The organism is Mycobacterium sp. E1715, from assembly GCF_001667625.1.
Classification (GTDB): domain Bacteria; phylum Actinomycetota; class Actinomycetes; order Mycobacteriales; family Mycobacteriaceae; genus Mycobacterium.
On the sequence record NZ_LZJJ01000267.1, the window covers coordinates 1 to 26,267 of the forward strand.

The 26,267-nt window shown below is 69.0% G+C and carries 25 protein-coding genes; 24 read left to right on the forward strand and 1 reads right to left on the reverse strand.

The genetic code is table 11. From position 1 onward, the window contains the following. From A9X03_RS13830 to A9X03_RS13915, 18 genes are all read left to right on the forward strand, one after another. The coding region (locus tag A9X03_RS13830) for an APC family permease (RefSeq protein WP_156746556.1) at positions 1 to 458 on the forward strand (458 nt) is incomplete at its 5' end. Between the two features lie 100 nt (positions 459 to 558). After that, positions 559 to 1,800, forward strand: coding sequence for an alkane 1-monooxygenase (locus A9X03_RS13835; protein ID WP_067889426.1), 1,242 nt, complete (start codon positions 559 to 561; stop codon positions 1,798 to 1,800). Then, positions 1,797 to 1,970, forward strand: a complete 174-nt coding sequence (locus tag A9X03_RS13840) for a rubredoxin (RefSeq protein WP_067781571.1) — start codon at positions 1,797 to 1,799, stop codon at positions 1,968 to 1,970. Before A9X03_RS13835 ends, A9X03_RS13840 begins: the two co-directional genes overlap by 4 nt. Then, on the forward strand, positions 1,967 to 2,149 hold the full coding sequence (locus A9X03_RS13845; RefSeq protein WP_067759022.1) for a rubredoxin: 183 nt from the start codon (positions 1,967 to 1,969) through the stop codon (positions 2,147 to 2,149). Before A9X03_RS13840 ends, A9X03_RS13845 begins: the two co-directional genes overlap by 4 nt. A 14-nt stretch (positions 2,150 to 2,163) precedes the next feature. After that, positions 2,164 to 2,796, forward strand: a complete 633-nt coding sequence (locus A9X03_RS13850) for a TetR family transcriptional regulator (protein ID WP_067759081.1) — start codon at positions 2,164 to 2,166, stop codon at positions 2,794 to 2,796. Positions 2,797 to 2,897: 101 nt separating this feature from the next. Beyond that, the gene (ahcY, locus tag A9X03_RS13855) at positions 2,898 to 4,370 is read left to right on the forward strand and encodes an adenosylhomocysteinase (protein ID WP_067759025.1); all 1,473 of its coding nucleotides are present in this window, start codon (positions 2,898 to 2,900) and stop codon (positions 4,368 to 4,370) included. A 64-nt stretch (positions 4,371 to 4,434) separates the two neighbouring features. Further along, positions 4,435 to 5,067 (forward strand): dTMP kinase, encoded by a 633-nt coding sequence (locus A9X03_RS13860; protein WP_067889429.1) that lies wholly within the window; start codon positions 4,435 to 4,437, stop codon positions 5,065 to 5,067. Positions 5,068 to 5,147: 80 nt separating this feature from the next. Continuing rightward, a complete protein-coding gene (gene mtrA / locus A9X03_RS13865) occupies positions 5,148 to 5,834 on the forward strand; it encodes a two-component system response regulator MtrA (RefSeq protein WP_007168097.1) in 687 nt (228 codons plus the stop codon). A 13-nt stretch (positions 5,835 to 5,847) separates the two neighbouring features. Beyond that, positions 5,848 to 7,521 (forward strand): MtrAB system histidine kinase MtrB, encoded by a 1,674-nt coding sequence (mtrB, locus tag A9X03_RS13870; RefSeq protein ID WP_082950280.1) that lies wholly within the window; start codon positions 5,848 to 5,850, stop codon positions 7,519 to 7,521. Next, entirely contained in the window at positions 7,518 to 9,278 is a 1,761-nt protein-coding gene (lpqB, locus tag A9X03_RS13875) for an MtrAB system accessory lipoprotein LpqB (protein ID WP_067889432.1), read from the forward strand. The genes mtrB and lpqB overlap by 4 nt, the downstream gene beginning before the upstream one ends. An 84-nt stretch (positions 9,279 to 9,362) precedes the next feature. Further along, positions 9,363 to 9,995: a ComF family protein gene (locus A9X03_RS13880; RefSeq protein ID WP_067759037.1), complete on the forward strand. Its 633-nt coding sequence runs from the start codon at positions 9,363 to 9,365 to the stop codon at positions 9,993 to 9,995. 325 nt (positions 9,996 to 10,320) lie between these two features. Further along, positions 10,321 to 10,989: a ribosome hibernation-promoting factor, HPF/YfiA family gene (gene hpf / locus A9X03_RS13885; RefSeq protein ID WP_067889435.1), complete on the forward strand. Its 669-nt coding sequence runs from the start codon at positions 10,321 to 10,323 to the stop codon at positions 10,987 to 10,989. An 83-nt stretch (positions 10,990 to 11,072) separates the two neighbouring features. Beyond that, complete coding sequence (secA, locus tag A9X03_RS13890) at positions 11,073 to 13,898, forward strand: preprotein translocase subunit SecA (RefSeq protein WP_067759043.1); 2,826 nt, start codon at positions 11,073 to 11,075, stop codon at positions 13,896 to 13,898. Positions 13,899 to 14,037: 139 nt separating this feature from the next. Next, the gene (locus tag A9X03_RS13895; protein ID WP_067759046.1) at positions 14,038 to 14,778 is read left to right on the forward strand and encodes a hypothetical protein; all 741 of its coding nucleotides are present in this window, start codon (positions 14,038 to 14,040) and stop codon (positions 14,776 to 14,778) included. A gap of 33 nt (positions 14,779 to 14,811) precedes the next feature. After that, positions 14,812 to 16,362, forward strand: a complete 1,551-nt coding sequence (locus A9X03_RS13900; RefSeq protein ID WP_082974495.1) for an HD domain-containing phosphohydrolase — start codon at positions 14,812 to 14,814, stop codon at positions 16,360 to 16,362. Between the two features lie 69 nt (positions 16,363 to 16,431). After that, positions 16,432 to 17,187, forward strand: coding sequence for a methanethiol S-methyltransferase (gene mddA, locus A9X03_RS13905; RefSeq protein WP_067759052.1), 756 nt, complete (start codon positions 16,432 to 16,434; stop codon positions 17,185 to 17,187). A gap of 72 nt (positions 17,188 to 17,259) precedes the next feature. Then, positions 17,260 to 17,742, forward strand: coding sequence for a cation:proton antiporter regulatory subunit (locus tag A9X03_RS13910; protein ID WP_067759055.1), 483 nt, complete (start codon positions 17,260 to 17,262; stop codon positions 17,740 to 17,742). A 4-nt stretch (positions 17,743 to 17,746) separates the two neighbouring features. Next, positions 17,747 to 18,880 (forward strand): cation:proton antiporter, encoded by a 1,134-nt coding sequence (locus A9X03_RS13915; protein WP_067759057.1) that lies wholly within the window; start codon positions 17,747 to 17,749, stop codon positions 18,878 to 18,880. Between the two features lie 30 nt (positions 18,881 to 18,910). Here A9X03_RS13915 and A9X03_RS13920 read toward each other — a convergent pair whose 3' ends face one another. Further along, the gene (locus A9X03_RS13920) at positions 18,911 to 19,450 is read right to left on the reverse strand and encodes an Rv3235 family protein (protein WP_197499031.1); all 540 of its coding nucleotides are present in this window, start codon (positions 19,448 to 19,450) and stop codon (positions 18,911 to 18,913) included. Between the two features lie 184 nt (positions 19,451 to 19,634). Here A9X03_RS13920 and A9X03_RS13925 point away from each other — a divergent pair, with 184 nt between their 5' ends. The 6 genes from A9X03_RS13925 to A9X03_RS13950 all read left to right on the forward strand — a co-directional run bounded on the left by A9X03_RS13925 (position 19,635) and on the right by A9X03_RS13950 (position 26,252). After that, the gene (locus tag A9X03_RS13925) at positions 19,635 to 21,053 is read left to right on the forward strand and encodes a wax ester/triacylglycerol synthase family O-acyltransferase (protein WP_067759060.1); all 1,419 of its coding nucleotides are present in this window, start codon (positions 19,635 to 19,637) and stop codon (positions 21,051 to 21,053) included. A gap of 44 nt (positions 21,054 to 21,097) precedes the next feature. Next, positions 21,098 to 21,958, forward strand: coding sequence for a polyphosphate kinase 2 (ppk2, locus tag A9X03_RS13930; RefSeq protein ID WP_067759063.1), 861 nt, complete (start codon positions 21,098 to 21,100; stop codon positions 21,956 to 21,958). Next, positions 21,955 to 22,458 (forward strand): hypothetical protein, encoded by a 504-nt coding sequence (locus A9X03_RS13935; protein WP_156670214.1) that lies wholly within the window; start codon positions 21,955 to 21,957, stop codon positions 22,456 to 22,458. The genes ppk2 and A9X03_RS13935 overlap by 4 nt, the downstream gene beginning before the upstream one ends. A 97-nt stretch (positions 22,459 to 22,555) precedes the next feature. Beyond that, a complete protein-coding gene (locus A9X03_RS13940) occupies positions 22,556 to 23,749 on the forward strand; it encodes a ferredoxin reductase (protein WP_369828458.1) in 1,194 nt (397 codons plus the stop codon). Positions 23,750 to 23,846: 97 nt separating this feature from the next. Then, the gene (locus A9X03_RS13945; protein WP_067889438.1) at positions 23,847 to 25,130 is read left to right on the forward strand and encodes a fatty acid desaturase; all 1,284 of its coding nucleotides are present in this window, start codon (positions 23,847 to 23,849) and stop codon (positions 25,128 to 25,130) included. Between the two features lie 60 nt (positions 25,131 to 25,190). Next, entirely contained in the window at positions 25,191 to 26,252 is a 1,062-nt protein-coding gene (locus tag A9X03_RS13950; RefSeq protein ID WP_082950285.1) for an AraC family transcriptional regulator, read from the forward strand. The last annotated feature ends 15 nt before the right edge of the window (positions 26,253 to 26,267 follow it).

The window sequence follows — 26,267 nt, forward strand, 5'->3', positions numbered from 1 at the left end:
TGCCGTTCGCGATGGCGCGCGACGGCTTGCTGCCGCGCCAGTTGGCGAAGACCGGCTCCCACGGCACCCCGGTCCGGATCACCGTGCTCGTCGCGGTGGTGGTGGCCGCGACGGCCTCGGTGTTCCCGATCGCCAAGCTCGAGGAGATGGTCAACGTCGGCACGCTGTTCGCGTTCGTCCTGGTCTCGGCCGGCGTGATGGTGTTGCGCCGCACCCGCCCGGACCTGGAGCGGGGCTTCCGCGCCCCGTGGGTGCCGGTCCTGCCGATCGCGTCGATCGCCGCGTGCGTCTGGCTGATGGTCAACCTGACTGCGCTGACCTGGGTGCGGTTCGGCGTCTGGCTGGCGGTCGGCACCGCGATCTATGTCGGCTACGGCTATCGGCACTCCGTGCAGGGCCGCCGCGAGGCGGAGGGCGTCGCACCGCCCGCCCGGGCCGAGCCCGACGCCGTGCCCTAGCGAATCCGTTTACAAAAGCACCTCTTGTGTCTAGACACGAGACGCTGATGGCGATATTGTCAATCTCCAACGTGGTGTGACTCACAAGGAGGTTTGGCATATGACCACACTCGAACGGCAGGCAGACGCCGAGGCGGTGGAGCCGCCCGTCTGGCGGGACAAGAAGCGACGCCTCTGGCTGATGGGACTGATCGCCCCGACGGCGCTCTTCGTGATGCTGCCGATCGTCTGGGGGCTCAACCAGCTCGGCTGGCACGCCGCCGCGCAGGCGCCGCTGTGGATCGGGCCGATCCTCGTCTACGTGCTGCTGCCGATCCTCGACCTGCGCTTTGGGCCCGACGGGCAGAACCCGCCCGACGAGGTGATGGAGCAGCTGGAGAACGACAAGTACTACCGCTACTGCACCTACATCTTCATCCCGTTCCAGTACCTCAGCGTGGTCTTCGGCGCGTACCTGTTCACCGCCTCCAACCTGAGCTGGCTGGGCTATGACGGCGCGCTGGGCTGGGCGGGCAAGCTGGGCGTGGCGCTGTCGGTCGGCGTCCTCGGCGGCGTCGGCATCAACACCGCCCACGAAATGGGCCACAAGAAGGACTCGCTGGAGCGGTGGCTGTCCAAGATCACCCTGGCGCAGACCTGCTACGGCCACTTCTACATCGAGCACAACCGCGGCCACCACGTGCGGGTGTCCACGCCCGAGGACCCCGCGTCGGCCCGTTTCGGGGAGACCTTCTGGGAGTTCCTGCCGCGCAGCGTGTTCGGCAGCCTGCGCTCGTCGCTGCGGCTGGAGGCCCAGCGCCTGCGCCGCCTGGACAAGAACCCGTGGAACCCCGCGACGTACCTGTCCAACGACGTGCTCAACGCGTGGCTGCTGTCGATCGTGTTGTGGGGCGTGCTGATCGCGGTCTTCGGCCCGGCGCTCATCCCGTTCGTCATCATCCAGGCCGTCTTCGGCTTCAGCCTGCTCGAGGCGGTCAACTACCTGGAGCATTACGGGCTGCTGCGGCAGAAGAACGCTAGCGGTCGCTACGAGCGGTGCGCACCGGTGCACAGCTGGAACTCCGACCACGTCGTCACCAACTTGTTCCTGTACCACCTGCAGCGGCACAGCGATCACCACGCCAACCCGACGCGGCGTTACCAGACGCTGCGCAGCATGGCGGGCGCGCCCAACCTGCCCAGCGGGTACGCGTCGATGATCTCGCTGACCTACGTCCCGCCGCTGTGGCGCAAGGTGATGGACCACCGGGTGCTCGAACACTACGACGGCGACATCACCAAGGTGAACATCCACCCGCGGGTGCGTAAGCGGGTGCTGGCCCGCTACGGGGTGAGGGCATGAGCGCCTACCGCTGCCCGGGCTGCGACTACATCTACGACGAGGCGAAAGGCGCTCCGCGGGAAGGCTTTCCCGCGGGCACGCCCTTCGCCGAGATTCCCGACGACTGGTGCTGCCCCGACTGTTCGGTGCGCGAAAAGATCGATTTCCAGGAGACAGGAGCCATCCGATGACCGATTACAAGCTCTTCATCTGCGTGCAGTGCGGATTCGAATACGACGAGGCCAAGGGCTGGCCGGAGGACGGCATCGCGCCCGGGACCCGCTGGGACGACATCCCCGAAGACTGGAGCTGCCCGGACTGCGGCGCGGCGAAATCCGACTTCGAGATGGTCGAGATAGCCCGGGCGTGATCGGCACCAACGGCATGGCCGAAGCGGCTATTGTCGCGCCTGTGAAGCGGATGCCCTACCCCGAGGCGTCGCGCGCCCTGCTGCGCGACTCGGTGCTGGACGCGATGCGCGAGCTGCTGCTGACCCGCGACTGGTCCGCCATCACGCTCTCGGACGTGGCCCGCGCCGCGGGCATCAGCCGGCAGACCATCTACAACGAGTTCGGGTCGCGGCAGGGTCTGGCGCAGGGTTACGCCCTGCGCCTGGCCGACCGGCTGGTCGACGCCGTCCATACCGCCATCGTCGCCAACGTCGGCAAGATCTACGAGGCGTTCCTGCAGGGCTTTCGGGCCTTCTTCGCGGAGTCGGCGGCGGACCCGCTGGTGATCTCGCTGCTGACCGGGGTCGCCAAGCCGGACCTGCTGCAGATCATCACCACCGACAGCGGGCCCATCATCACCCGGGCGTCGGAACGGCTGAGCACGGCGTTCACCCAGAGCTGGGTGGCCACCAGCGACGAGGATGCCGGCGTGCTGGCGCGGGCCATCGTGCGGCTGGCGATGAGCTACGTCTCGATGCCGCCCGAGGCCGACCACGACGTGGCGGCGGACCTCGCGCGGCTGATGACGCCGTTCGCCGAGCGTCACGGCGTCGTCAACGTCCCCTGACGACGGCCGGCGCCTGGGCCGCCGACTACAGTGGCGCAAGAGCGTATACCTAAGCTAAGTAATCCTCTTTCGAACCAAGCCGCAGAAGGAATGGAACTTTAATGACGACGACTGAAAGTTCGCTGACCGCCGACGTCCGCAACGGCATCGACTTCAAGGTCGCCGACCTGTCGCTCGCGGACTACGGTCGCCGGGACATCGAGCTCTCCGAGCAGGAGATGCCAGGTCTGATGTCGCTGCGCCGCGAATACGCCGACGTGCAGCCGCTCAAGGGGGCGCGGATCTCGGGCTCGCTGCACATGACGGTGCAGACCGCGGTCCTCATCGAGACCCTCGTTTCGCTGGGCGCGCAGGTCCGCTGGGCGTCGTGCAACATCTTCTCCACCCAGGACCACGCCGCCGCCGCGGTGGTCGTCGGCCCGTACGGCACGCCCGAGGAGCCCAAGGGTGTTCCGGTGTTCGCCTGGAAGGGCGAGACGCTGGAGGAGTACTGGTGGGCCGCCGAGCAGATGCTGACCTGGCCCGACGAGCCGGCCAATATGATCCTCGACGACGGCGGTGACGCCACCATGCTGGTGCTGCGCGGCGCGCAATACGAGAAGGCCGGCGTGGTGCCGCCCGCCGAGGAGGACGACCCCACCGAATGGAAGGTCTTCCTGGAGCTGCTGCGCAACCGCTTCGAGACCGACAAGGACAAGTGGACCAAGATCTCCGAGTCGGTCAAGGGTGTCACCGAGGAGACCACCACCGGCGTGCTGCGCCTGTACCAGTTCGCCGCGGCCGGTGACCTGGCGTTCCCGGCGATCAACGTCAACGACTCGGTGACCAAGTCCAAGTTCGACAACAAGTACGGCTGCCGGCACTCGCTGATCGACGGGATCAACCGCGGCACCGACGTGCTGATCGGCGGCAAGAAGGTGCTGGTCTGCGGCTACGGCGACGTCGGCAAGGGCTGCGCCGACTCGGTCAAGGGTCAGGGCGCGCGCGTCGTCGTCACGGAGATCGACCCGATCAACGCGCTGCAGGCCCTGATGGAGGGCTACGACGTCGAGACGGTCGAGGACGCGATCGGCACCGCCGACATCGTCATCACCGCCACCGGCAACAAGGACATCATCACCCTCGAGCACATGAAGGCGATGAAGGACTACGCCGTCCTCGGCAACATCGGGCACTTCGACAACGAGATCCAGGTCGCCCAGCTGGAGCGCTCCGGCGCGACCAAGACCAACATCCGGCCGCAGGTCGATGTGTGGACGTTCCCCGACAGCGGCAAGTCGATCATCCTGCTCTCCGAGGGCCGGCTGCTGAACCTGGGCAACGCCACCGGCCACCCGTCGTTCGTGATGAGCAACAGCTTCTCCAACCAGGTGATCGCGCAGATCGAGCTGTGGACCAAGAACGACGAGTACGACAACGAGGTGTACCGGCTGCCCAAGCACCTCGACGAGAAGGTGGCCCGCATCCACGTGGAGGCGCTCGGCGGAAAGCTGACCAAGCTGACCAAGGAGCAGGCCGAGTACATCGGCGTCGACGTCGACGGTCCCTACAAGGCCGACCACTACCGCTACTGAGTCATTGCTGGCCCGCCGAGCGTCGCGCCAGCGCGGCGTTCGGCGTCGCGCTTAGGCTGGCGCCGTGCTGATCGCGATCGAAGGGGTTGACGGCGCGGGCAAGCGGACGCTGTCCGACGGCTTGCGCAGGGCTTTCGAGGCGACCGGGAAGTCGGTGGCGATCATGGCCTTCCCCCGCTACGGGAAATCGGTGACCGCCGACGTCGCGGCCGAGGCCCTGCACGGCGACCACGGGGACCTGTCGTCGTCGGTCTACGGGATGGCGATGCTGTTCGCGCTCGACCGGGCGGGCGCCGTCGACGAGATCGAGGCGCTGCGCCGCGACCACGACGTCGTGATCCTGGATCGCTACGTCGCCTCGAACGCGGCCTACAGCGCCGCGCGCCTGCACCAGGACGCGGGCGGGCCGGCGGTCGAGTGGGTGCGGCGGCTGGAATATGAGCGGCTGGGCCTGCCGTCGCCCGACTGGCAGTTGCTGCTCGGAGTGCCGGTCGAGCTCGCCGCGCGGCGCGCCCGGCACCGGGCCGAGCACGAGCCGGGGCGGGCCCGGGACAGCTACGAACGCGACGACGGCCTCCAGCAGCGCACCGGCGCCGTCTACGCCGGACTCGCCGAAGCGGACTGGGGCGGCCGGTGGCTGGTGGTCGACGCGGACGTCGATCCTGGCCGGTTGGCCGTCTCTTTGGACGCCGGTTAGCACAATTTGGTCTCGATTCGCCCTTATCGGGGAAGAAACACCCGTGTGGTGTCCGAGTTTTGTCCCGATCTGGTGACACCATGGACTCCATGAGGCAAAGGATTCTCGTCGTCGATGACGACGCTTCGCTCGCCGAGATGCTCACCATCGTGCTGCGTGGGGAGGGTTTCGACACCGCGGTCATCGGTGACGGCACCCAGGCCCTGACTGCGGTGCGCGAACTGCGCCCCGATCTGGTGTTGTTGGACCTGATGCTGCCGGGCATGAATGGCATCGACGTCTGTCGCGTGCTGCGCGCCGATTCGGGCGTCCCGATCGTGATGCTCACGGCCAAGACCGACACCGTGGACGTGGTCCTCGGCCTCGAGTCGGGCGCCGACGACTACATCATGAAGCCGTTCAAGCCCAAGGAGCTGGTGGCCCGGGTGCGGGCGCGGCTGCGGCGCAACGACGACGAGCCGGCCGAGATGCTGTCCATCGCCGACGTGGAGATCGACGTGCCGGCCCACAAGGTGACGCGCAACGGCGAGCAGATCTCCCTGACGCCGCTCGAGTTCGACCTGCTGGTCGCGTTGGCGCGCAAACCGCGGCAGGTGTTTACTCGTGATGTGCTGCTCGAACAGGTGTGGGGCTACCGGCACCCGGCGGACACCCGCCTGGTGAACGTGCATGTCCAGCGTCTGCGGGCCAAGGTTGAGAAGGACCCGGAGAACCCGACCGTGGTGCTGACCGTTCGAGGAGTGGGATACAAGGCCGGACCTCCGTGATCCGGGAGCGTCCTTGATTTGGCGCTCGCCGCGACGGACTAGGAGCCGCTGGGGGCGTTCGGGTCCCATGACCCGCGGCATGGGTGCGGTGAGTCGCGCCGTTGCCGTCGCGTGGCGCCGGTCGTTGCAGCTGCGCGTCGTCGCGCTGACGCTCGGAATGTCACTGGCGGTAATTCTCGCGCTCGGCTTCGTGCTGACTTCTCAGGTCACCAATCGGGTGCTCGACGTCAAGGTCAAGGCGGGCATCGAACAGATCGAGCGGGCGCGCACCACCGTCGGCGGGATCGTCAGCGGCGAGGAAACCCGCTCCCTGGACAGCAGCCTGCAACTGGCCCGCAACACGCTGACGTCCAAGACCGACCCCGCGTCGGGCGCCGGGTTGGCCGGCGCGTTCGACGCGGTGCTGATCGTGCCGGGCGATGGGCCGCGCGCGGCGTCCACGGCCGGACCCGTAGACCAGGTGCCCAATTCGCTGCGCGGCTTCGTCAAGGCCGGGCAGGCGTCCTACCAGTACGCGACCGTACACACCGACGGCTTCTCCGGGCCGGCGCTGATCATGGGCACCCCCGCCTCGTCGCAGGTGGCCAACCTGGAGCTGTACCTGATCTTCCCGCTGAAGAACGAGCAGGCCACCATCACGCTGGTCCGCGGCACGATGATCACCGGCGGCGCCGTGCTGCTGGTGCTGCTCGCCGGGATCGCCCTGCTGGTGTCCCGCCAGGTGGTGGTGCCGGTGCGGTCGGCGTCGCGGATCGCCGAACGGTTCGCCGAGGGGCACCTGTCCGAACGGATGCCGGTGCGCGGCGAGGACGACATGGCCCGACTCGCGGTGTCGTTCAACGACATGGCGGAGAGCCTGTCCCGCCAGATCACCCAGCTCGAGGAGTTCGGCAACCTGCAGCGCCGGTTCACCTCAGACGTCAGCCACGAACTCCGCACGCCGCTGACCACGGTCCGGATGGCCGCCGACCTCATCTATGACCACAGCGCCGACCTCGACCCCACCCTGGCGCGCTCCACCGAGCTGATGGTCAACGAACTCGACCGGTTCGAGTCGCTGCTCAACGACCTGCTGGAGATCTCCCGCCACGACGCGGGCGTGGCCGAATTGTCCGTCGAGGCGGTGGATTTGCGAAGCACCGTGCAAAGCGCGCTCGGCAATGTGGGCCACCTGGCCGAGGACGCCGGCATCGAGCTGCTCGTCGACCTGCCCGACGAGGAGGTGATCGCCGAGGTGGACACCCGGCGGGTGGAGCGGATCCTGCGCAACCTGATCGCCAACGCCATCGACCACGCCGAACACAAGCCGGTGCAGATCCGGATGGGCGCCGACGAGGACACCGTCGCGGTCACCGTCCGCGACTACGGGGTGGGGCTGCGGCCGGGCGAGGAGAAGCTGGTGTTCAGCCGGTTCTGGCGGGCCGACCCTTCGCGGGTGCGCCGGTCGGGCGGCACCGGCCTGGGCCTGGCGATCAGCGTCGAGGACGCCCGCCTTCACCAGGGCCGGCTGGAGGCGTGGGGCGAGCCCGGCGAGGGCTCGTGCTTCCGGCTCACGCTGCCGCTGGTCCGCGGGCACAAGGTCACCACCAGCCCGCTGCCCATGAAACCCATCCCGCCGACCGCCAACACCGGCCCGCAACCCAAAGACCGTTCGCGGCAACGCGAACACGCGGAGAGGAGCGGATGATGCGCCGGCTGCTGGGCCTGCTGATGCTGGCCTTGCTGCTGGCCGGTTGCGCGGGCGTGCCCAGCTCGTCGGCGCCGCAGGCCATCGGCACGGTCGAGCGACCCGCGCCGTCGAACCTGCCCAAGCCGACCCCCGGCATGGACCCCGACGTCCTGCTGCGCGAATTCCTCAAGGCCACAGCCGATCCCGCGAACCGACACCTGGCGGCCCGCCAGTTCCTCACCCAGTCGGCGTCCAACGCCTGGGACGACGCCGGTAGCGCCCTGCTGATCGACCACGTGGTGTTCGTGGAAACCCGTGCCGCCGAACGGGTTTCGGCGAACATGCGGGCCGACATCCTGGGGTCGCTGTCGGACATGGGGGTGTTCGAGACCGCCGAGGGGGTGCTGCCCGACCCCGGCCCGATCGAGTTGGTCAAGACCTCGGGCGGGTGGCGGATCGACCGCCTGCCCAACGGGGTGTTCCTGGACTGGCAGCAGTTCCAGTCGACGTACAAGCGCAACACGCTCTACTTCGCCGACCCGACCGGCAAGACGGTGGTGCCCGATCCGCGCTACGTGGCGGTGGCCGACCACGACCAATTGGCGACCGAGCTGGTCTCCAAGCTGATCGGCGGGCCGCGCCCCGAGATGGCGCACACGGTGCGCAACCTGCTCGCCCCGCCGCTGCGGCTGCGCGGGCCGGTGACCCGGGCCGACGGCGGCAAGAACGGGATCGGGCGCGGTTACGGGGGCGCGCGCATCGACCTGGAGAAGCTGTCCACCACCGACCCGCACAGCAGGGCTTTGCTTGCCGCGCAGATCATTTGGACGCTGGCGCGGGCCGACATCAGGGGCCCGTACGTGATCAACGCCGACGGCGCCCCGCTCGACGACCGGTTCGCGGAGGGCTGGACGACGTCCGACGTCGCCGCCACCGACCCGGGCGTCGCCGACGGCGCGGGCGCCGGGCTACATGCGCTGGTGAACGGGTCGCTGGTCTCCCTGGACGGCCAGCACTTCGCCAACGTGCCCGGGGCCTTCGGGCGGATGGGCGACCAGACCGGCGCCGCGCTGTCGCGCAGCGGGCGACAGGTCGCGTCCGTCGTCACCCTGCACCGCGGCGCGCCCGATGAGGCGGCCTCGCTGTGGATCGGCGACCTGGGCGGCGAGGCGGTCCAGTCCGCCGACGGGCACGGCCTGACGCGGCCCAGCTGGTCGCTGGACGATGCCGTGTGGGTGGTGGTGGACGGCAACAACGTTTTGCGCGCGATCCAAGAACCGGCGTCGGGGCAGCCCGCCCGCATTCCCGTCGATTCCGTCGCCGTGTCCACCCGCTTCCCGGGTCCGATCACCGACCTGCAGCTGTCCCGCGACAGCACGCGCGCCGCGATGGTGATCGGTGGCCAGGTGATCCTGGCCAGCGTCGAGCAGACCCAGGCCGGCCAGTACGCCCTGGCCTACCCGCGGCGGCTCGGCTTCGGGCTGGGCAACTCGGTGGTGTCGCTGTCCTGGCGCACCGGTGACGACATCGTGGTGACCCGCACGGACGCCAGCCATCCGGTGTCGTACGTCAACCTCGACGGGGTGAACTCCGACGCGCCGTCCCGGGGTCTGCAGATGCCGGTGCTGACGGTCGCCGCCAACCCGTCGACGGTCTACGTCGGGGCTCCCCAAGGGGTGCTGCAGTATTCGGCGGCCGCCGCCGAAAGCCAGCAGGGGTGGTCGGAGGTGCCGGGCCTGATGGTGTTCGGGGCGGCGCCGGTCCTGCCTGGCTAGTGGCGATCGCGAGCGCGGCGGAGCCGGGCGTGGCGGGTCGCCACCATCACCCCGGTTGTCGGTCCCGCCGGCGACACTGACCCCGTGCTGGATCTCATCCTGCCGCTGCAGTGCGGCGGCTGCGGGGCGCCGTCGACCCGTTGGTGCGCCGCCTGCACACGGGAGCTATCGGTGGCCGCCGACCAACCCCATGTGGTGACCCCGCGCGTCGATCCGCAGGTGCCGGTGTTCGCGCTCGGCCGCTACGCGGGCGCCCGCCGCCAGGCGATCTTGGCGCTCAAGGAGCACGGCCGCACGGATCTCGTCGGGCCGTTGGCGGGGGCGCTGGCCGCCGGTGTGCACCGGCTGCTGTCCTGGGGCATCGTCGAGCTCCCGCTGACCGTCGTGCCGGCCCCGACGCGCCGTTCGGCGGCGCGCCGACGCGGCGGCGACCCGGTCACCCGGCTCGCGCGCGCGGCGGTGGCCGGCCATCCCGCGATCGCCGTCGCCCCGGCGCTGCGGATGAGGGCGCTGGTGCGCGACTCGGTGGGCCTGGGCACCGCGGCCCGCGAGCGCAACGTCGCGGGCCGGGTGCGGCTGCGGCGCGCGGCGCCGCCCACCGAGGTCTTGATCGTCGACGACATCGTCACCACCGGGGCCACGGCACGGGAGTCGGTGCGGGTACTGCGGGCGGCGGGGGTCCGGGTCACCGCAGTGCTGACGGTCGCGGCCGCGTGAGGCTGTGCGGTCGCCAAGAGTATGTGAAGAACTCGCAACAGCTCCGCGAAATCAGTGGCATGGCGAGGCGAACAAGAGCTAACGTCGAGAACAACGTTAATCGACTCACTGGTCTGACTCACTGGTCGCGACATTCCCAGGTTGAGACCCCACTCGCGGGAAGGGGTGAGTATTCGACACCTTGCATCGGCGAGCAGCCTGCAGCGGTGATTCAGGTGAAAAGACCCGCTCTCCCCACCTCGTCGGCGCGTCGTCAGCAAGCCGGGCACGCAGGGCGCGTGCGACGTGAAAGAGAAACGAGTTGTCACGTATGTCAAGGCTATCCGTGGATTCCGGTCAAATTCTCGACCAACCGCCGACGCAAACCGACGGCCAAGTTCAACCGATGACCAACGCCGAAGTCGTCTTCAAGGGCCGCAACGTAGAAATCCCCGACCACTATCGGGTGTACGTCTCCCAGAAACTCGCCCGCCTCGAGCGGTTCGATCGCTCCATCTATCTCTTCGATGTCGAGCTCAAGCACGCGCCCAACCGGCGACAGCGCAAATCGTGTCAACGCGTCGAGATCACCGCCCGCGGCCGCGGGCCGGTAAGCCGGGCGGAGGCCTGCGCCGACAGCTTCTACGCGGCATTCGAGTCCGCGGTCGACAAGCTGGAGAACCGGCTGCGCCGCGCCAAGGATCGCCGCAAGGTCCACTACGGCGACAAGACGCCGGTGTCGCTGGCCGCCGCCACCGCGGTCGTGCCGCCGCCGGCGCAGGAACGTGCGCCCGAACCGCCGGCCGGGCATGACGGCGCCGAGGCCGGCCACGAGCCCGGTCGGATCGTGCGGACCAAGGAACACCCGGCTACGCCGATGACGGTCGACGACGCGCTCTACGAGATGGAGCTCGTCGGGCACGACTTCTTCCTCTTCCACGACAAGCAGACCGAGCGGCCCTGCGTGGTCTACCGGCGGCACGCCTACGACTACGGGCTGATCAGGCTCTCCTGAGGTACGACGGCCATCACGGCGTCGTCACCTACGATGGGAGTCGCCTTAAGAGAAGAGACTCCTAACCAACAGGGGACATAGCTGTGCTGTCGAAGTTGCTGCGCCTTGGCGAAGGTCGCATGCTCAAGCGTCTCAAGCGGGTGGCTGACTACGTCAACACCCTGTCCGACGAGGTCGAAAAGCTGACCGACGCGGAGCTGCGGGCCAAGACCGACGAGTTCAAGAAGCGGCATGCCGACGGCGAAAGCCTCGACGACCTGCTGCCCGAGGCCTTCGCGGTGGCCCGCGAGGCGGCCTGGCGGGTGCTCGACCAGCGCCCGTTCGACGTGCAGGTGATGGGCGCGGCGGCGCTGCACTTCGGCAACGTGGCGGAGATGAAGACCGGTGAGGGCAAGACCCTGACCTCGGTGTTGCCGGCCTACCTCAACGGCATCGGCGGCAAGGGCGTGCACGTCGTCACCGTCAACGACTACCTGGCCAAACGCGACAGCGAGTGGATGGGCCGCGTGCACCGCTTCCTCGGTCTCGAGGTCGGCGTGATCCTCGCCCAGATGACCCCCGACGAGCGCCGGGTGGCGTATGCCGCCGACATCACCTACGGCACCAACAACGAATTCGGCTTCGACTACCTGCGCGACAACATGGCGCATTCGCTCGACGACCTGGTGCAGCGCGGGCACAACTTCGCCATCGTCGACGAGGTCGACTCCATCCTGATCGACGAGGCCCGCACCCCGCTGATCATCTCCGGCCCCGCCGACGGCGCCTCCAACTGGTACCTCGAGTTCGCCCGGCTGGCGCCGCTGATGGAAAAGGACGTCCACTACGAGGTCGACCTGCGCAAGCGCACCGTCGGCGTGCACGAACTGGGTGTGGAGTTCGTCGAAGACCAGCTCGGCATCGACAACCTCTACGAGGCCGCCAACTCGCCGCTGGTCAGCTACCTCAACAACGCGCTGAAGGCCAAGGAGCTGTTCAACCGCGACAAGGACTACATCGTCCGCGACGGCGAGGTGCTGATCGTCGACGAGTTCACCGGCCGCGTGCTCTACGGCCGCCGCTACAACGAGGGCATGCACCAGGCCATCGAGGCCAAGGAGCACGTCGAGATCAAGGCCGAGAACCAGACGCTGGCCACCATCACGCTGCAGAACTACTTCCGGCTCTACGACAAGCTCGCCGGCATGACCGGTACCGCCCAGACCGAGGCGGCCGAGCTGCACGAGATCTACAAGCTGGGCGTGGTGCCCATCCCGACCAACAAGCCGATGGTCCGCACCGACCAGTCCGACCTCATCTACAAGACCGAGGAGGCCAAGTACATCGCGGTGGTCGACGACGTCGTCGAGCGTTACGAGAAGGGCCAGCCCGTCCTGATCGGTACCACCAGCGTCGAGCGCTCCGAGTACCTGTCGCGCCAGTTCCAGAAGCGCCGCGTCCCGCACAACGTGCTCAACGCCAAGTACCACGAGCAGGAGGCGGGCATCGTCGCCGTGGCGGGCCGCCGCGGCGGGGTCACGGTGGCGACCAACATGGCCGGCCGCGGTACCGACATCGTGCTGGGCGGCAACGTCGACTTCCTCACCGACCAGCGGCTGCGCGAGCGCGGCCTCGACCCGGTGGAGACGCCCGAGGAGTACGAGGCGGCCTGGCACGAGGAGCTGCCCAAGGTCAAGGAGGAGGCCGGCAAGGAGGCCGCCGAGGTGGTCGAGGCCGGCGGCCTGTACGTGCTGGGCACCGAGCGGCACGAGTCGCGGCGCATCGACAACCAGCTGCGCGGCCGCTCCGGCCGCCAGGGCGACCCGGGCGAGTCCCGCTTCTATCTGTCACTGGGCGACGAGCTCATGCGCCGGTTCAACGGCGCCGCGCTGGAGGCGATGCTCAACCGGCTCAACCTGCCCGACGACGTGCCCATCGAAGCCAAGATGGTCACCCGCGCGATCAAGAGTGCCCAGACACAGGTCGAGCAGCAGAACTTCGAGGTCCGCAAGAACGTCCTCAAGTACGACGAGGTGATGAACCAGCAGCGCAAGGTGATCTACGCCGAGCGCCGCCGCATCCTGGAGGGCGAGAACCTCAAGGAGCAGGCGCTGGACATGGTCCGCGACGTGGTCACCGCCTACGTCAACGGTGCGACCGCCGACGGCTACGCCGAGGACTGGGACCTCGAGGCGTTGTGGACCGCGCTCAAGACCCTGTACCCGGTCGGCATCGACCACGAGACGTTGATGCGCGTGGACGCCGACTCCGACCGCGACGACCTCACCCGCGAGGAGCTGCTCGACGAGCTGCTCAAGGACGCCGAACGGGCTTATGCCGCAAGGGAAGCCGAGCTGGAAGAGATCGCCGGCGAGGGCGCGATGCGCCAGCTGGAACGCAACGTGTTGCTCAACGTCATCGACCGCAAGTGGCGCGAGCACCTCTACGAGATGGACTACCTCAAGGAAGGCATCGGGCTGCGTGCGATGGCGCAGCGCGACCCGCTGGTGGAGTACCAGCGCGAGGGCTACGACATGTTCATGGCGATGCTCGACGGCATGAAAGAGGAGTCGGTCGGATTTCTGTTCAACGTCACGGTCGAGGCGGTGCCCACCCCACAGGTCGCGCCGGTGGAAACGCCGGAGGGGCTCAAGGATCTGGGAACCGCGGCGGACCAGGGCGAGGCCGCCCCGCCCCCGCGGGAAGAGCCGCCAACCCAGTTACGCGCCAAGGGGATTGACAACGAGGCGCCGGCGATGACCTACTCCGGCCCGTCGGAGGACGGCTCGGCGCAGGTGCAACGCAACGGCGGCGACGGTCAGCGGACGCCGGCGGGCGTGGCGGGCGGCGGTTCCCGGCGCGAGCGCCGCGCGGCCGCCAGGCAGCAAGGCCGCGGCGCCAAGCCGCCGAAGTCGGTCAAGCGCCGCTAGCGCGCGCCTTTCTCGCCGAGTGTGCGGCTAGCTTCACGCTCGGCGCCGAAGGTGCGGCTCGCTTCACGCTCGCCACGGCCCGGGGATTTGAGGCAGTCGCCCCATGCGTCGACGGCACCCCCGCGCGCACGATTCCCGCATGATCACATCGCCTTTGGCGGCCGCCACGGCCGTCCTGCAGAACCCCCGCCTGCCGTCCGGAGACGACGAACGGTTCGTCGGCTTCGGCGTGATGGGCCTTCCGTTCGCCAGCGGACACTATCTGGCGTTGCGGGTATTTCCGGCCACGTCGTTTTCGCCCGGCTACCGGTCGGTGTGGCACCGCGACCCCGACGGGGCGTGGACCTTCTACGCGACGACACCGGGCCCGCAGAGCTGCGCCCGGTTCTTCAGCTCGGCGACGCCCAACGATGCGGTGCAGTGCGACATCGACGTCGCCTGGGTCACCCCGTGGTCGCTGTTCGTCGAGATCCCGGGATTGCTGGCCTGGCACATCGATATCGGCACCACCGCGTCCACCCGACTGATGAGCACGGTCGGCGGGCGGTTGCCGGCGCGGGCGTGGACCAACCGCGCGCTGCTGGCCGCCCTCGGCCGGGCCGCGGGCCCGACGCTGCGGGCCGGCCGGGTCCGCCTGTCCGGCACCGCGCCCAACGGGCAGCGGTTCATGATCGCCCCGGCGCAAGTGTGGGCGGTGGCGGGTTCGCGCGCGGCATGGCGCGGGGTGGACCTCGGGCTGGTCGGGCCGCTGCCGCACCAACCGCGGCTGGCCGGTTTCCGGCCGCCGCAGCGCGGCCTGTTCGTGGTGGGTTCGGGCCATTTCGAAACCTTCGACGCCGGCCGCCATCACGCCGTCGGACGCACTGTGCCAATCGGCTGACCGCGGACCGATGAGCTGGGCACAATGAGGCCCATGTCGGAGCCCGAACTGCCGACCCGGGCGGAGCTGCTGGCCGCGCTGTCGGTGGCGATCGACCTGGGTTTGGGCCAGCCCGCCGAGCACATGCTCCGGGCGGCGCTGATCGCGACCAGGCTTGCCGACCGGCTCGGGCTCGACACCGACGAACGGGATTGCACCTATTACACGACCCTGATCATGTGGATCGGCTGTCACGCCGACTCCCACGAATACGCGCGGTGGTTCGGCGACGACATCGCCGTGCGCCACGACTCGTATCTCGTCGACTGGTCCGGGCTGCCCTACCTGCGGTTCCTGGCCGGCAACGTGGGGCGCGGCCAGCCGCTGACGCACCGATTGAGCGTCATGGCAACGCTTTTCGCCAACGCGCGCGGCCACATCTCCCGCCTGATCCACTCGCATTGCACCTCGGCGGCCGTCCTGGCCGACCGAATGGGGCTGGGGCCCGACGTGCAGGCGGCCGTGGCGTTCGCCTTCGAGCGCTACGACGGCGGCGGGTTGCCCGCAGGCGCCCGGGGCGACGAGATCCCGATCCAGATGCGCATCGCTCAGCTGGCCGACATGGTCGAGGTGCACCATCGCACCTACGGCGTCGCGGGGGCCGAGGCCATGGTGCGTGATCGGCGCGGCGGGCAATTCGACCCCCAGGTCGCCGACGCCTTCCTGCGTCACGGCGAGCAGATCCTGGCCGGCCCGCAGGCCGGCGACTCCTGGGCCGCGGCACTGGCCGCCGCGCCCGATCGGGATCAGCGGCTCGACGACCGGTCGCTGGACGCCCTGCTCGTCGCCCTCGGCGACTTCGTCGACCTGAAATGCCCGTTCACCCTTGGGCATTCGCGCGCGGTCGCCCGGCTCGGCGGGGACGCCGCGCGGGCCGCGGGCGTCGACGCCGACGCGGTGGCCCTGACGCGACGCGCGGGTCACGTCCACGACCTGGGCCGCATCGGGGTGTCGAACCAGATCTGGTCCCGGGAGGGGCCGCTGACGGCCTCGGAATTCGAACGCGTGCGGCTGCACCCGTATCTGACGGTCCGCATCCTCAACCAGGTGCCCGGCCTGCGGCAGCTCGCGGAGGTCGCGGGCAATCACCATGAATGCCTGGACGGTTCGGGGTATCCGCGTGGGCTCGCCGGCTCCGCGCTCGGTCTGCCGGACCGGATCCTGGCCGCCGCGGTCGGCTATCAGTCCGCCGGCGAGCCCAGGCCGTATCGCGAGCAGATGTCGCCGGACGCGGCGGCCAGGCGGCTGCGCGGCCGGGCGCAGGCCGGTGAACTGGAATCGGTCGCCGTCGAAGCGGTGCTGCACGCGGCCGGTCAACCCGCGCAGCGGCCCAAAATGCGGCCGGACGGGTTGACCCCCAGGGAGATCGAAGTGCTGTGCCTGGTCGCGCGCGGCGCCTCCAACAAGGACATCGCGGCGTCGCTGGTGATCAGCGAGAAGACCGCCCGCAACCACGTCGAGCGCACCTACGCCAAGATCGGCGTTTCGAACCGCATCGGCGCCAGCATGTACGCGCTGCGCAACGGACTGGTCAAAAATACCTAGTGCCCCGCCCGGGGAAGATGAGGCAAACGACCTATGGTCGAGCGCTCGCACGCGGCGGACACTTAGCCCATGAAGCGATATCTGACGCTTGGTTACGGCGCCGCGGCGTACCTGCTCTTCCTCGCGGCCTTCCTGTATCTCATCGGTTTCGTGGGCAATTTCGCGGTGCCCCGAAGCGTCGATCATGGGCTCGCCGCGCCCATCGCCCAGGCCATCCCGATCAACGCGGTCCTGGTCACCCTCTTCGGGGTGCAGCACAGCGTGATGGCCCGGCCCGCGTTCAAGCGGTGGTGGGCACGCTTCGTGCCGTCGTCGATCGAGCGCAGCACCTACGTGGTGTTCTCGAGCGTCGTGCTCGCCCTGATGTACTGGCAATGGCGGACGATGCCGACGGTCGTCTGGGAGGTGCGGATGCCGGCGGCCCGCGCGCTGCTGTGGGCGCTGTTCTGGCTCGGCTGGGCGATCGCGCTGCTGGCGACGTTCCTGATCAACCACTTCGACCTGTTCGGGCTCCGGCAGGTGTATCTGGCGTCGCGCCAACAGCCTTACACCAGCGTCGAATTCCGCGTCCGGCTCCTCTACCGCGTGGTGCGGCACCCCCTGATGCTCGGGATGGGCATCGCGTTCTGGGCCGCGCCCGTCATGACGGCCGGGCATCTGTTGTTCTCGGTCGGCATGACGCTCTACATCCTGGTCGCCACCCAGCTGGAGGAGCGGGACCTGGTCGCGTCGCTGGGCCACCAATACCTCGATTACCGCCGCGAGGTGTCGATGCTTGTGCCTATTCCGCGACGCCGAGCTGCGGGGATGGCGCGGCAGGGCTGAGTCTCTAGCAGTTCCGTAGGAGGTCGGCGATCCGGCGCCCGCGCCCCCGTCCCACCTGTCAGGATTGACGGTATGGATGTCAAGGAGGTGCTGCTGCCGGGCGTCGGTCTTCGCTACGAGTTCACCGATCACAAGGGCGACCGCATCGGCATCATCGCCCGGCGAGGCGGCGATTTCGAGGTCGTCGTCTACGCCCGGGAGGATCCCGACGAGGCCCGCCCGCTCCTGCACCTCAGCGAGGAAGAGGCCGAGGTGGTGGCCGCGATCCTCGGGGCGCCCCGGATCGCCGAGCGGTTCACCGAACTGGCCCGGGAAATACCCGGGCTCGAGACCGGGCAGGTTCACATCCTGGCCGGCAGCCCGTTCGTCGACCACCCCTTGGGCGACACCCACGCCCGCACCCGCACCGGCGCCTCCATCGTCGCGATCGTGCGCAACGACGAAGTGCTCGCATCGCCCGGGCCGGCCGAAATGCTCCATGCCCGAGACGTTTTGATCGTCATCGGAACCCAGGACGGCATCGCCGGCGTCGAGCAGATAATCGACAAAGGCTGAGCCGGTGCAAATTTCGTGGGCGCTGCTGCTACAGCTCGGCGCCCTCCTGGCCACGCTGGCCGTATTGGGCGCCGCGGCACGACGATTCGCTTTGTCGCCGATACCGGTCTACCTGCTCGCGGGCCTGTCCCTCGGTAAGGGCGGCATCCTGCCGTTGGACGCGGGCGGCCAGTTCATCACGACGAGCGCGCCCATCGGCGTCGTGCTGCTGCTGCTGACCCTGGGCCTGGAGTTCTCCGCAGCCGAGTTCGCCACCAGCCTGCGCCACCACCTGCCGTCGGCGGGCGTCGACATCGTGCTCAACGCGGCGCCCGGCGCGGTCGCGGGCTGGCTGCTCGGACTGGACGGCGTCGCGATCCTGTGCCTGGCCGGCGTCACCTACATCTCCTCGTCCGGTGTGATCGCGCGCCTGCTGGAGGACCTGCACCGCCTCGGTAACCGGGAGACGCCGGCGGTGCTGTCCGTGCTGGTGCTCGAGGACTTCGCGATGGCGGCCTACCTGCCGCTGTTCGCCGTGCTCGCCGCGGGCGGCGGGTGGCTGCACGCGGTCGGCGGCATGGTGGTGGCGGTGGCCGCGCTGCTGGCGGCGTTCGCCGCGTCCTACCGCTGGGGCCACCACGTGGGACGGCTGGTCGAACACCCCGACTCCGAACAGCTGCTGCTCCGCGTGCTCGGCATCACCCTGATCGTGGCGGCGTTGGCCGAGTCCCTGCACGCATCCGCCGCCGTGGGCGCGTTCCTGGTGGGGCTGACGCTGACCGGCGAGACGGCGGAACGCGCCCGTCAGGTGCTGGGCCCCCTGCGGGACCTGTTCGCCGCGATCTTCTTCCTGGCGATCGGCTTTTCGGTCGACCCGCACGCGCTGATCCCGATGCTTCCGGCGGCGCTGATACTGGCCGCGGTGACGGCGGCGACCAAGGTGGCCACCGGGATCTTCGCCGCCCGGCGCGACGGGGTGGCGCGGCGCGGGCAGCTGCGGGCGGGCACGGCGCTCGTCGCCCGCGGCGAATTCTCGCTGATCATCATCGGCTTGGCCGGCACGTCGATCCCCGCGGTCGCCGCGCTGGCGACGTCGTACGTGTTCGTCATGGCGATTCTGGGTCCAGTGCTCACCCGCTACACGCCGGCGGCCCGCTGACGCCCGCGGCCGGGCCTTGATCACCGGCGGTCAACCGATGTGGAGGGCCACCACCAGCCACCGGGCGCCGGCGTCGGCGGGCATCCGCTCGACACGGCAGGCGATGGCGTGGACCCGGTTCCCCCGGCTGTAGGAGCCGGACACCTCGGCGGCGGCATCCGGGTCCCGATGACCGGCCGGCTGCAGCCGCACCCGGCGCAACACCGCGGCGCCCGCGCGCCCGGTGGCCGACTGACTCACCGCGACAACGGAATCCACCAGGCTGGGCGTCAGCAAGGGGCGCAGTTGCGCGGCCGGTCGGCGGCGGTCGATGACCTCCAGCACCCGGCGCAGCGCAGCGTCGGCGAACGCCGCCGCCTGGCGCATCTGCGGCGACGTGGCCGCGCGGACCGGCTCCGCGGGTTGCCGCCCGGGCGGGTAGGGGCGGGGGCCGCGGCGGCGCAGCGGTGCCCGCGCCGATGGCCGGCACGCCGGAACGCTCGGCGGGACGTCTTGCGGGGGAGGCTCGTAGTCGACGACGGGCAGGACGGCGAAGGCGTCGGACGGACCCGCGACAGGACTGCTGTTCACCACGCACTCTCCAACTCTTCGGTCGAACCGTGAGCCCGCTGGAGAGGGGCAGGCAGTGGTCATCATGGCACAACCGCGGCCCGCGCGTACCCGCGCTCGGCCGGGACCCGTCGAGACGATTACCGTGGGCGGGGCATCTCCTTAAGTAACAGGGCGATGATTCGACGAGGAGGACTGCGCCCTTATGGTGACCCGGCTGTCCCCATCGGACGCGTCGTTTTTTCGGCTGGAAAACACGGCCACCCCGATGTACGTCGGATCGCTGTCGATCCTGCGCAAGCCGCGCGCGGGATTGAGCTATGAGACGCTGCTGGCCACCGTCGAACAACGGCTGCCGCAGATCCCGCGCTACCGGCAGAAGGTCCGGGAGGTCCGGGTCGGTTCGGCCCGCCCGGTGTGGGTCGACGACGCCGACTTCGACATCACCTATCACGTGCGGCGCTCCGCGTTGCCGTCGCCGGGCAGCGACGAACAGCTGCACGAGCTGATCGCCCGCCTGGCCGCCCGGCCGCTGGACAAGACGCGGCCGCTGTGGGAGATGTATCTGGTCGAGGGCCTGGCCAAGAACCGGGTCGCCCTCTACACGAAGTCGCATCAAGCCTTGATCAACGGCATGGCGGCGCTCGAGATCAACCACGTCATCGCCGACCGCACCAGGCGTCCCCCGGCGCTGCCCGAGGACATCTGGGTCCCGGAGCGCGACCCGGGTAACGCGCGGCTGATTTTCGGCGCCATCGGCGACTGGTTCGTGGGGCCGGGCACCCAGCTGCAGGCCGTCGGGTCGGCCGTCGGCGGCCTGGTGACCAACCATGGCGAGCTCCTCGCGGCCGGCCGGCGGGTCGTCGATTTCGCGCGGGCGGTGGCGCGCGGCACCGCGCCGAGCAGCCCGCTCAACGCCACGGTCTCGCGCCACCGGCGGTTCACGGTGGCGAGCTGCAACCTCGAGGACTACCGCACGGTGCGCGCGCGGTATGACTGCGACGTCAACGACGTGGTGCTCGCGGTGATCACCGGGGCGCTGGGCAACTGGCTGATGTCACGCGGAGTGGCGGTGTCGCCGACGGCGACGGTGCGGGCCATGGCGCCGCTGCCGGTCTACGCCGACGGCCAGCTCGACGCGACCGGCCCCGGCCAGGCCATCAGCCAGGTGACGCCCTTCCTGGTCGACCTGCCGGTGGGGGAGCCGAACGCGGTGGTGCGGCTGTCGCAGATCGCGCACGCCACCGAATCCAACCCGACGGGTGCGCGCCTGGTGGACGCCAGGACCATCGTCACCCTGTCGGGCTTCGCGCCGCCCACGCTGCACGCCATGGGTATCCGCGTCGCCACCAGCTTCCCCACCTTCTCCCGGCGGACGTTCAACCTGCTGATCACCAACGCGCCCGGGGCCCAGTCGCAGATGTATGTCGCCGGCACCAAGCTGCTGGAGACCTACTCCGTGCCGCCGTTGCTGCACAACCAGGCGCTGGCCATCAGCGTGACGTCGTACAACGGCATGCTGTATTTCGGCATCAACGCCGACCGCGAAGCGATGAGCGACGTGGAACTGCTGCCAGGCCTGTTGAGCCAATCGCTCGAGGAATTGCTGGAAGCTTCCCGGTAATTAGTCCAGGTGAAAACCTGTGGCCGGTTCTATCATTCGTTGATGTGAGCACCGCGACGAAAAGCCCCAAGGCGAAACCGGCGAAATCGGCGGAGCCGAAAGCGCCCAAGATTTCCGAAGAGGTATACCGCGCCGAATTATTCCGCCTGCAAACGGAATTCGTGAAGCTGCAAGAGTGGGTACGGCACACCGGCCAGCGCCTCGTGGTGATCTTCGAAGGCCGCGACGGGGCGGGCAAGGGCGGCACCATCAAGCGGATCACCGAATATCTCAACCCGCGCGTCGCCCGCATCGCGGCGTTGCCCTCGCCGACGGAACGCGAACGCGGCCAGTGGTACTACCAGCGCTACATCGCCCATCTGCCCGCCAAAGGGGAGATCGTGCTGTTCGACCGGTCCTGGTACAACCGCGCCGGCGTCGAAAAGGTCATGGGATTTTGCACGCCGCAGGAGCATGCGCTGTTCTTGCGGCAGACGCCGATCTTCGAGCAGATGCTGATCGACGACGGGATACTGCTGCGCAAATATTGGTTCTCGGTCTCCGCTAACGAGCAGCTGCGCCGGTTCAAGGCGCGCCTGAGTGACCCTGTGCGGCAATGGAAACTCAGCCCGATGGACACCGAGTCGCTGTATCGGCGGGAGGACTATTCACGCGCCAAGGACGAAATGATGGTGCACACCGACACCCCCGTCAGCCCTTGGTACGTCGTGGAATCGGACATCAAGAAGCATGCGCGGCTGAACATGATGGCGCATCTGCTGGCTACCATCGAATACCACGACGTCGAGCGGCCCCACGTCAAACTGCCCAAGACCCCGGTGGTGAGCGGGAACTACCAGCGCCCGCCGCGTGAGCTGTCCAAGTACGTCGACGACTACGCGGCCACACTGATGGGGGATACGTGACGCTGGTCTACATCCCGGCCACGCTGGCCATGTTGCAGCATCTGGTCGCCGACGGCTCGTTGATGCCCGTCAACGGCACCGCGTTCGCGCTGACGCCGACGTTGCGGGAGTCCTACGCCGAGGGTGACGACGACGAACTCGCCGAGGTCGCGCTGCGCGAGGCCGCGCTGGCGTCGCTACGCCTGCTGGCCGACTCGGAAGCGGAGGGGGGCTTGCCGCCGCGGCGCGCGGTGCTGGCCGCCGAGGTCGGCGACGTCACCTTCCGTCCCGACCTCGACGACGCCGTGGTGAGGCTCGGCGCGCCCGTCGCACTCGACGAAGTGGTCGCCGCCTACGTCGACAACGCGGCGGCCGAGCCGGATGTGACGAAGGCCATCGAGGTCATCGACGCCGCCGACCTGGGTGACGAGGACGCCGAGCTGGTAGTCGGTGACGCTCAGGACCACGATCTGGCCTGGTACGCAAACCAGGAGCTGCCGTTCCTGCTCGAGCTGCTCTGACGCCGAATGTGACGCGTTCGGGGCGTGCCACCCTGGCTACGCAACCGTAGGTTACGCTACCGTAGGTTTCGTGAGGCCCCAGGAATCGACCACAATGGTGAGCGCAACCAAGACGCCGCGTAGTGAGCAGGAGCTTCCTCTGGGCAGACGTAACCCCGCTATCAAGGGCAACGTCGTCGAGACCAAGCGACCCGTTGTCGCGGGCGCGGACCGGCATCCCGGCTGGCACGCGCTGCGCAAGATCGCCGCGCGCATCACCACACCGTTGCTGCCCGACGACTACCTGCACCTGGCGAACCCCTTGTGGTCCGCGCGAGAACTGCGGGGCCGCATCCTCGAGGTGCGCCGCGAGACGGAGGATTCCGCGACCCTGGTGATCAAGCCGGGGTGGGGCTTCGACTTCGACTACCAGCCGGGTCAGTACATCGGGATCGGCCTGCTGGTCGACGGACGCTGGCGCTGGCGGTCGTATTCGCTGACGTCCAGCCCTGCCGCGACGTCCGGATCCGGCTCCGCGCGCACCGTCACCATCACCGTCAAGGCGATGCCCGAGGGTTTCCTCTCGACCCACCTGGTGGCCGGCGTCGCGCGCGGGACCATCGTCCGGCTGGCCGCGCCCCAGGGCAACTTCGTGCTGCCCGACCCGGCGCCGTCGTCGATCCTGTTCCTCACCGCCGGATCCGGGATCACGCCGGTGATGTCGATGCTGCGAACCCTGCTGCGGCGCAGCCAGATCGGTGACATCACGCACGTTCATTCGGCGCCCACCGAATCCGACGTGATGTTTCGCGCCGAGCTGGCCTCGCTGGCGGCCGAGCACCCGGGCTACCGACTGAAGCTGCGGGAGACCCGCTCGCAGGGCCGGCTCGACCTCGCCCTGCTCGACCACGAGGTGCCGGACTGGCGCGAACGCCACACCTGGGCCTGCGGGCCGGAGGGCATGCTGGCCCAGGCCGAGAAGATCTGGTCGGCCGCGGGCATCGGCGACCGGCTGCACCTGGAGCGGTTCGCGGTGTCCAAGGCCGCGCCGGCCGGCGCGGGCGGAACGGTCACCTTCGCGGAGAGCGGCCGCGCCGTCGCCGCCGACGCCGCCACGTCGTTGATGGACGCGGGGGAGGGGGCCGGCGTGCAGATGCCGTTCGGCTGCCGAATGGGTATATGTCAGTCGTGCGTGGTGGGTCTGGTGGAAGGTCACGTTCGCGACCTGCGCACCGGCGTGGAACACGATCCGGGCACCCGGATTCAGACGTGTGTCTCGGCCGCCTCGGGCGACTGCGTGCTCGACATCTAAAGGCTACTCACAGGTAACCTACGGGTTCGTAGGTTACGATAGCGTAGGTCTTGACCTGTTCAGGACGGACAAATCAAACCGTAGGGAGAAGAAGACGATGGCGATCACCGACGTCGACGTATTCGCCCATTTGACGGACGCCGACATCGAAAACCTGGCCGTTGAGCTGGACGCCATCCGCCAGGACATCGAAGACTCGCGCGGCGAGCGGGACGCCCGCTACATCCGCCGCACCATCGCGGCCCAGCGTGCGCTGGAGGTATCCGGCCGGCTGCTGCTGGCCGCCAGTTCTCGCCGCTCGGCCTGGTGGGCCGGCACCGTAACGCTGGGCGTGGCCAAGGTCATCGAGAACATGGAGATCGGCCACAACGTCATGCACGGCCAGTGGGACTGGATGAACGACCCCGAGATTCACTCCTCGACGTGGGAGTGGGACATGAGCGGGTCGTCCAAGCACTGGCGCTACACCCACAACTTCGTGCACCACAAGTACACGAACATCCTCGGGATGGACGACGATGTCGGCTACGGCCTGCTGCGCGTCACCCGCGACCAGCGCTGGAAGCGCTTCAACATCTTCAACCTGGTCTACAACACCATGCTGGCGCTGCTCTTCGAGTGGGGCGTCGGCCTGCAGCACGTGGAGATCGGCAAGATCGTCAAGAAGCGGATGGAGCACGACGACGCCCGGCAGCGGGTCGACGAGTTCCTGGCCAAGGCCGGCCGGCAGGTGGTGAAGGACTATGTCGCGTTCCCGGCGCTGACCGCGCTGTCGCCCGGCGCGACGTACCGATCCACGCTGAAGGCCAACGCGGTGGCCAACATCATCCGCAACGTGTGGGCCAATGCGGTCATCTTCTGCGGCCATTTCCCTGATGGCGCAGAGAAATTCACCAAGACCGACATGATCGGCGAAACCAAGGGGCAGTGGTACCTGCGCCAGATGCTGGGCAGCGCCAACTTCGAGGCGGGGCCCGCGCTGCGGTTCATGAGCGGCAACCTGTCCCACCAGATCGAGCACCACCTGTTCCCGGACCTGCCGAGCAACCGGTATGCGGAGATCGCGGTGCGGGTGCGCGAAATCTGCGACAAGTACGACCTGCCCTACACGACCGGGTCGTTCCTGGTGCAGTACGGCAAGACGTGGCGCACGCTGGCCAAGCTGTCGCTGCCGAACAAATACCTGCGCGACGACGCCGACAACGCGCCGGAAACCCGCAGCGAGCGGATGTTCGACGAGCTGGGGCCCGAATTCGCGGGCACCGACCCGGAGACCGGCCGCCGGCGCGGGCTGAAGACCGCCATCGAGACCGTGCGCGGCTGGCGGCGCGGCAAGCGCGCGCAACGCGACGCGCGGCGCGCGGACGACCTGGCGGCCTAGCGCAGCGCGTGCGGACGCGGTGTGGCCGCCGTCCCGCGCTCGTTCGCCATACTGGGGTGCGTGCAGGTGTTCGTCGGATCGCACGTGTCGCACTGGGATTTCCCGCGCAGCATGGCCAGCGTCGCGTTGATGGCCGAATTCGGTTGCGCGAATGGCATTGCCATGGCGGACGTGCTCAACGGGACCGGCCTGACGGAGGCCGACCTGCGCGACCACAACCGGATGATCGTCGGGCGTCAGGAGCTGGCGGTCGTCACGAACCTGGTGAACCTGCTGGGTGAAGCCGCCGACCTGGGGACGCGCGTCGGCGGCGGCTATCACGTCGGATCGCTGGGCATCTTCGGTTTCGCCTGCCTGACCAGTTCGACACTGGGCGACGCCGTCCGGTTCGCTGCCCGGTTCTACGAACTCAGCTACGGCTTCTGCCTGCCGACCGTCACGGTGGACGGGCCGGTGGCGGCGCTGCGGCTCGACCTGCCCGACGTGACCGGCCCGGTCGCGGAGTTCCTCGTCCGGCGCGACCTGGCGGCCATCGCCCAGGTCATGGCGGAGCTGCTCGGCCGTGCGGTCCCGTTCACCTCGATCGAGTTCACCGGTCCGGCGCCGTCCTCGGATGCCCTGGCCTGCAAGGCATTTGGCGTGACCCCGCATTACGATGCGCCGGCGAACGTGGCGCGCTGGCCGGCCGAACTGCTGGACAACCCGCTGCCGCAGGCCAGCGAGATCAGCGTGGCCATGTGCGAGCAGCAGTGCCGCGCCCTGTTGGAGCGGCGCCGGGCGCGGACCGGTGTCGCCCGGCAAGTCCGTGAGCGGCTGGCCTCGGTCGACGGCGAACCGCACACCATCGGGGCGGTCGCCCGGCAGCTGGCGATGAGCGAGCGGACGCTGCGGCGGCGGCTGGCCGAGGAGAACACGACCTTTCGGGACCTCCTCGAGGAGGTGCACCGGGTCCTCGCCGAGGAGCTGTTGGCGACGGGCGCGCTGTCGGTGGACGACGTCGCGTTGCGGCTTGGCTACGCGGAGGCGACGAGCTTCATCGCCGCGTTCAAGCGGTGGACGGGCACGACTCCCGCGCGCTACCAGCGGTCGGTCGCGCCGCGCGGGCGGTTGGTCGCCGTCTGATCGTGGCCGGAATTA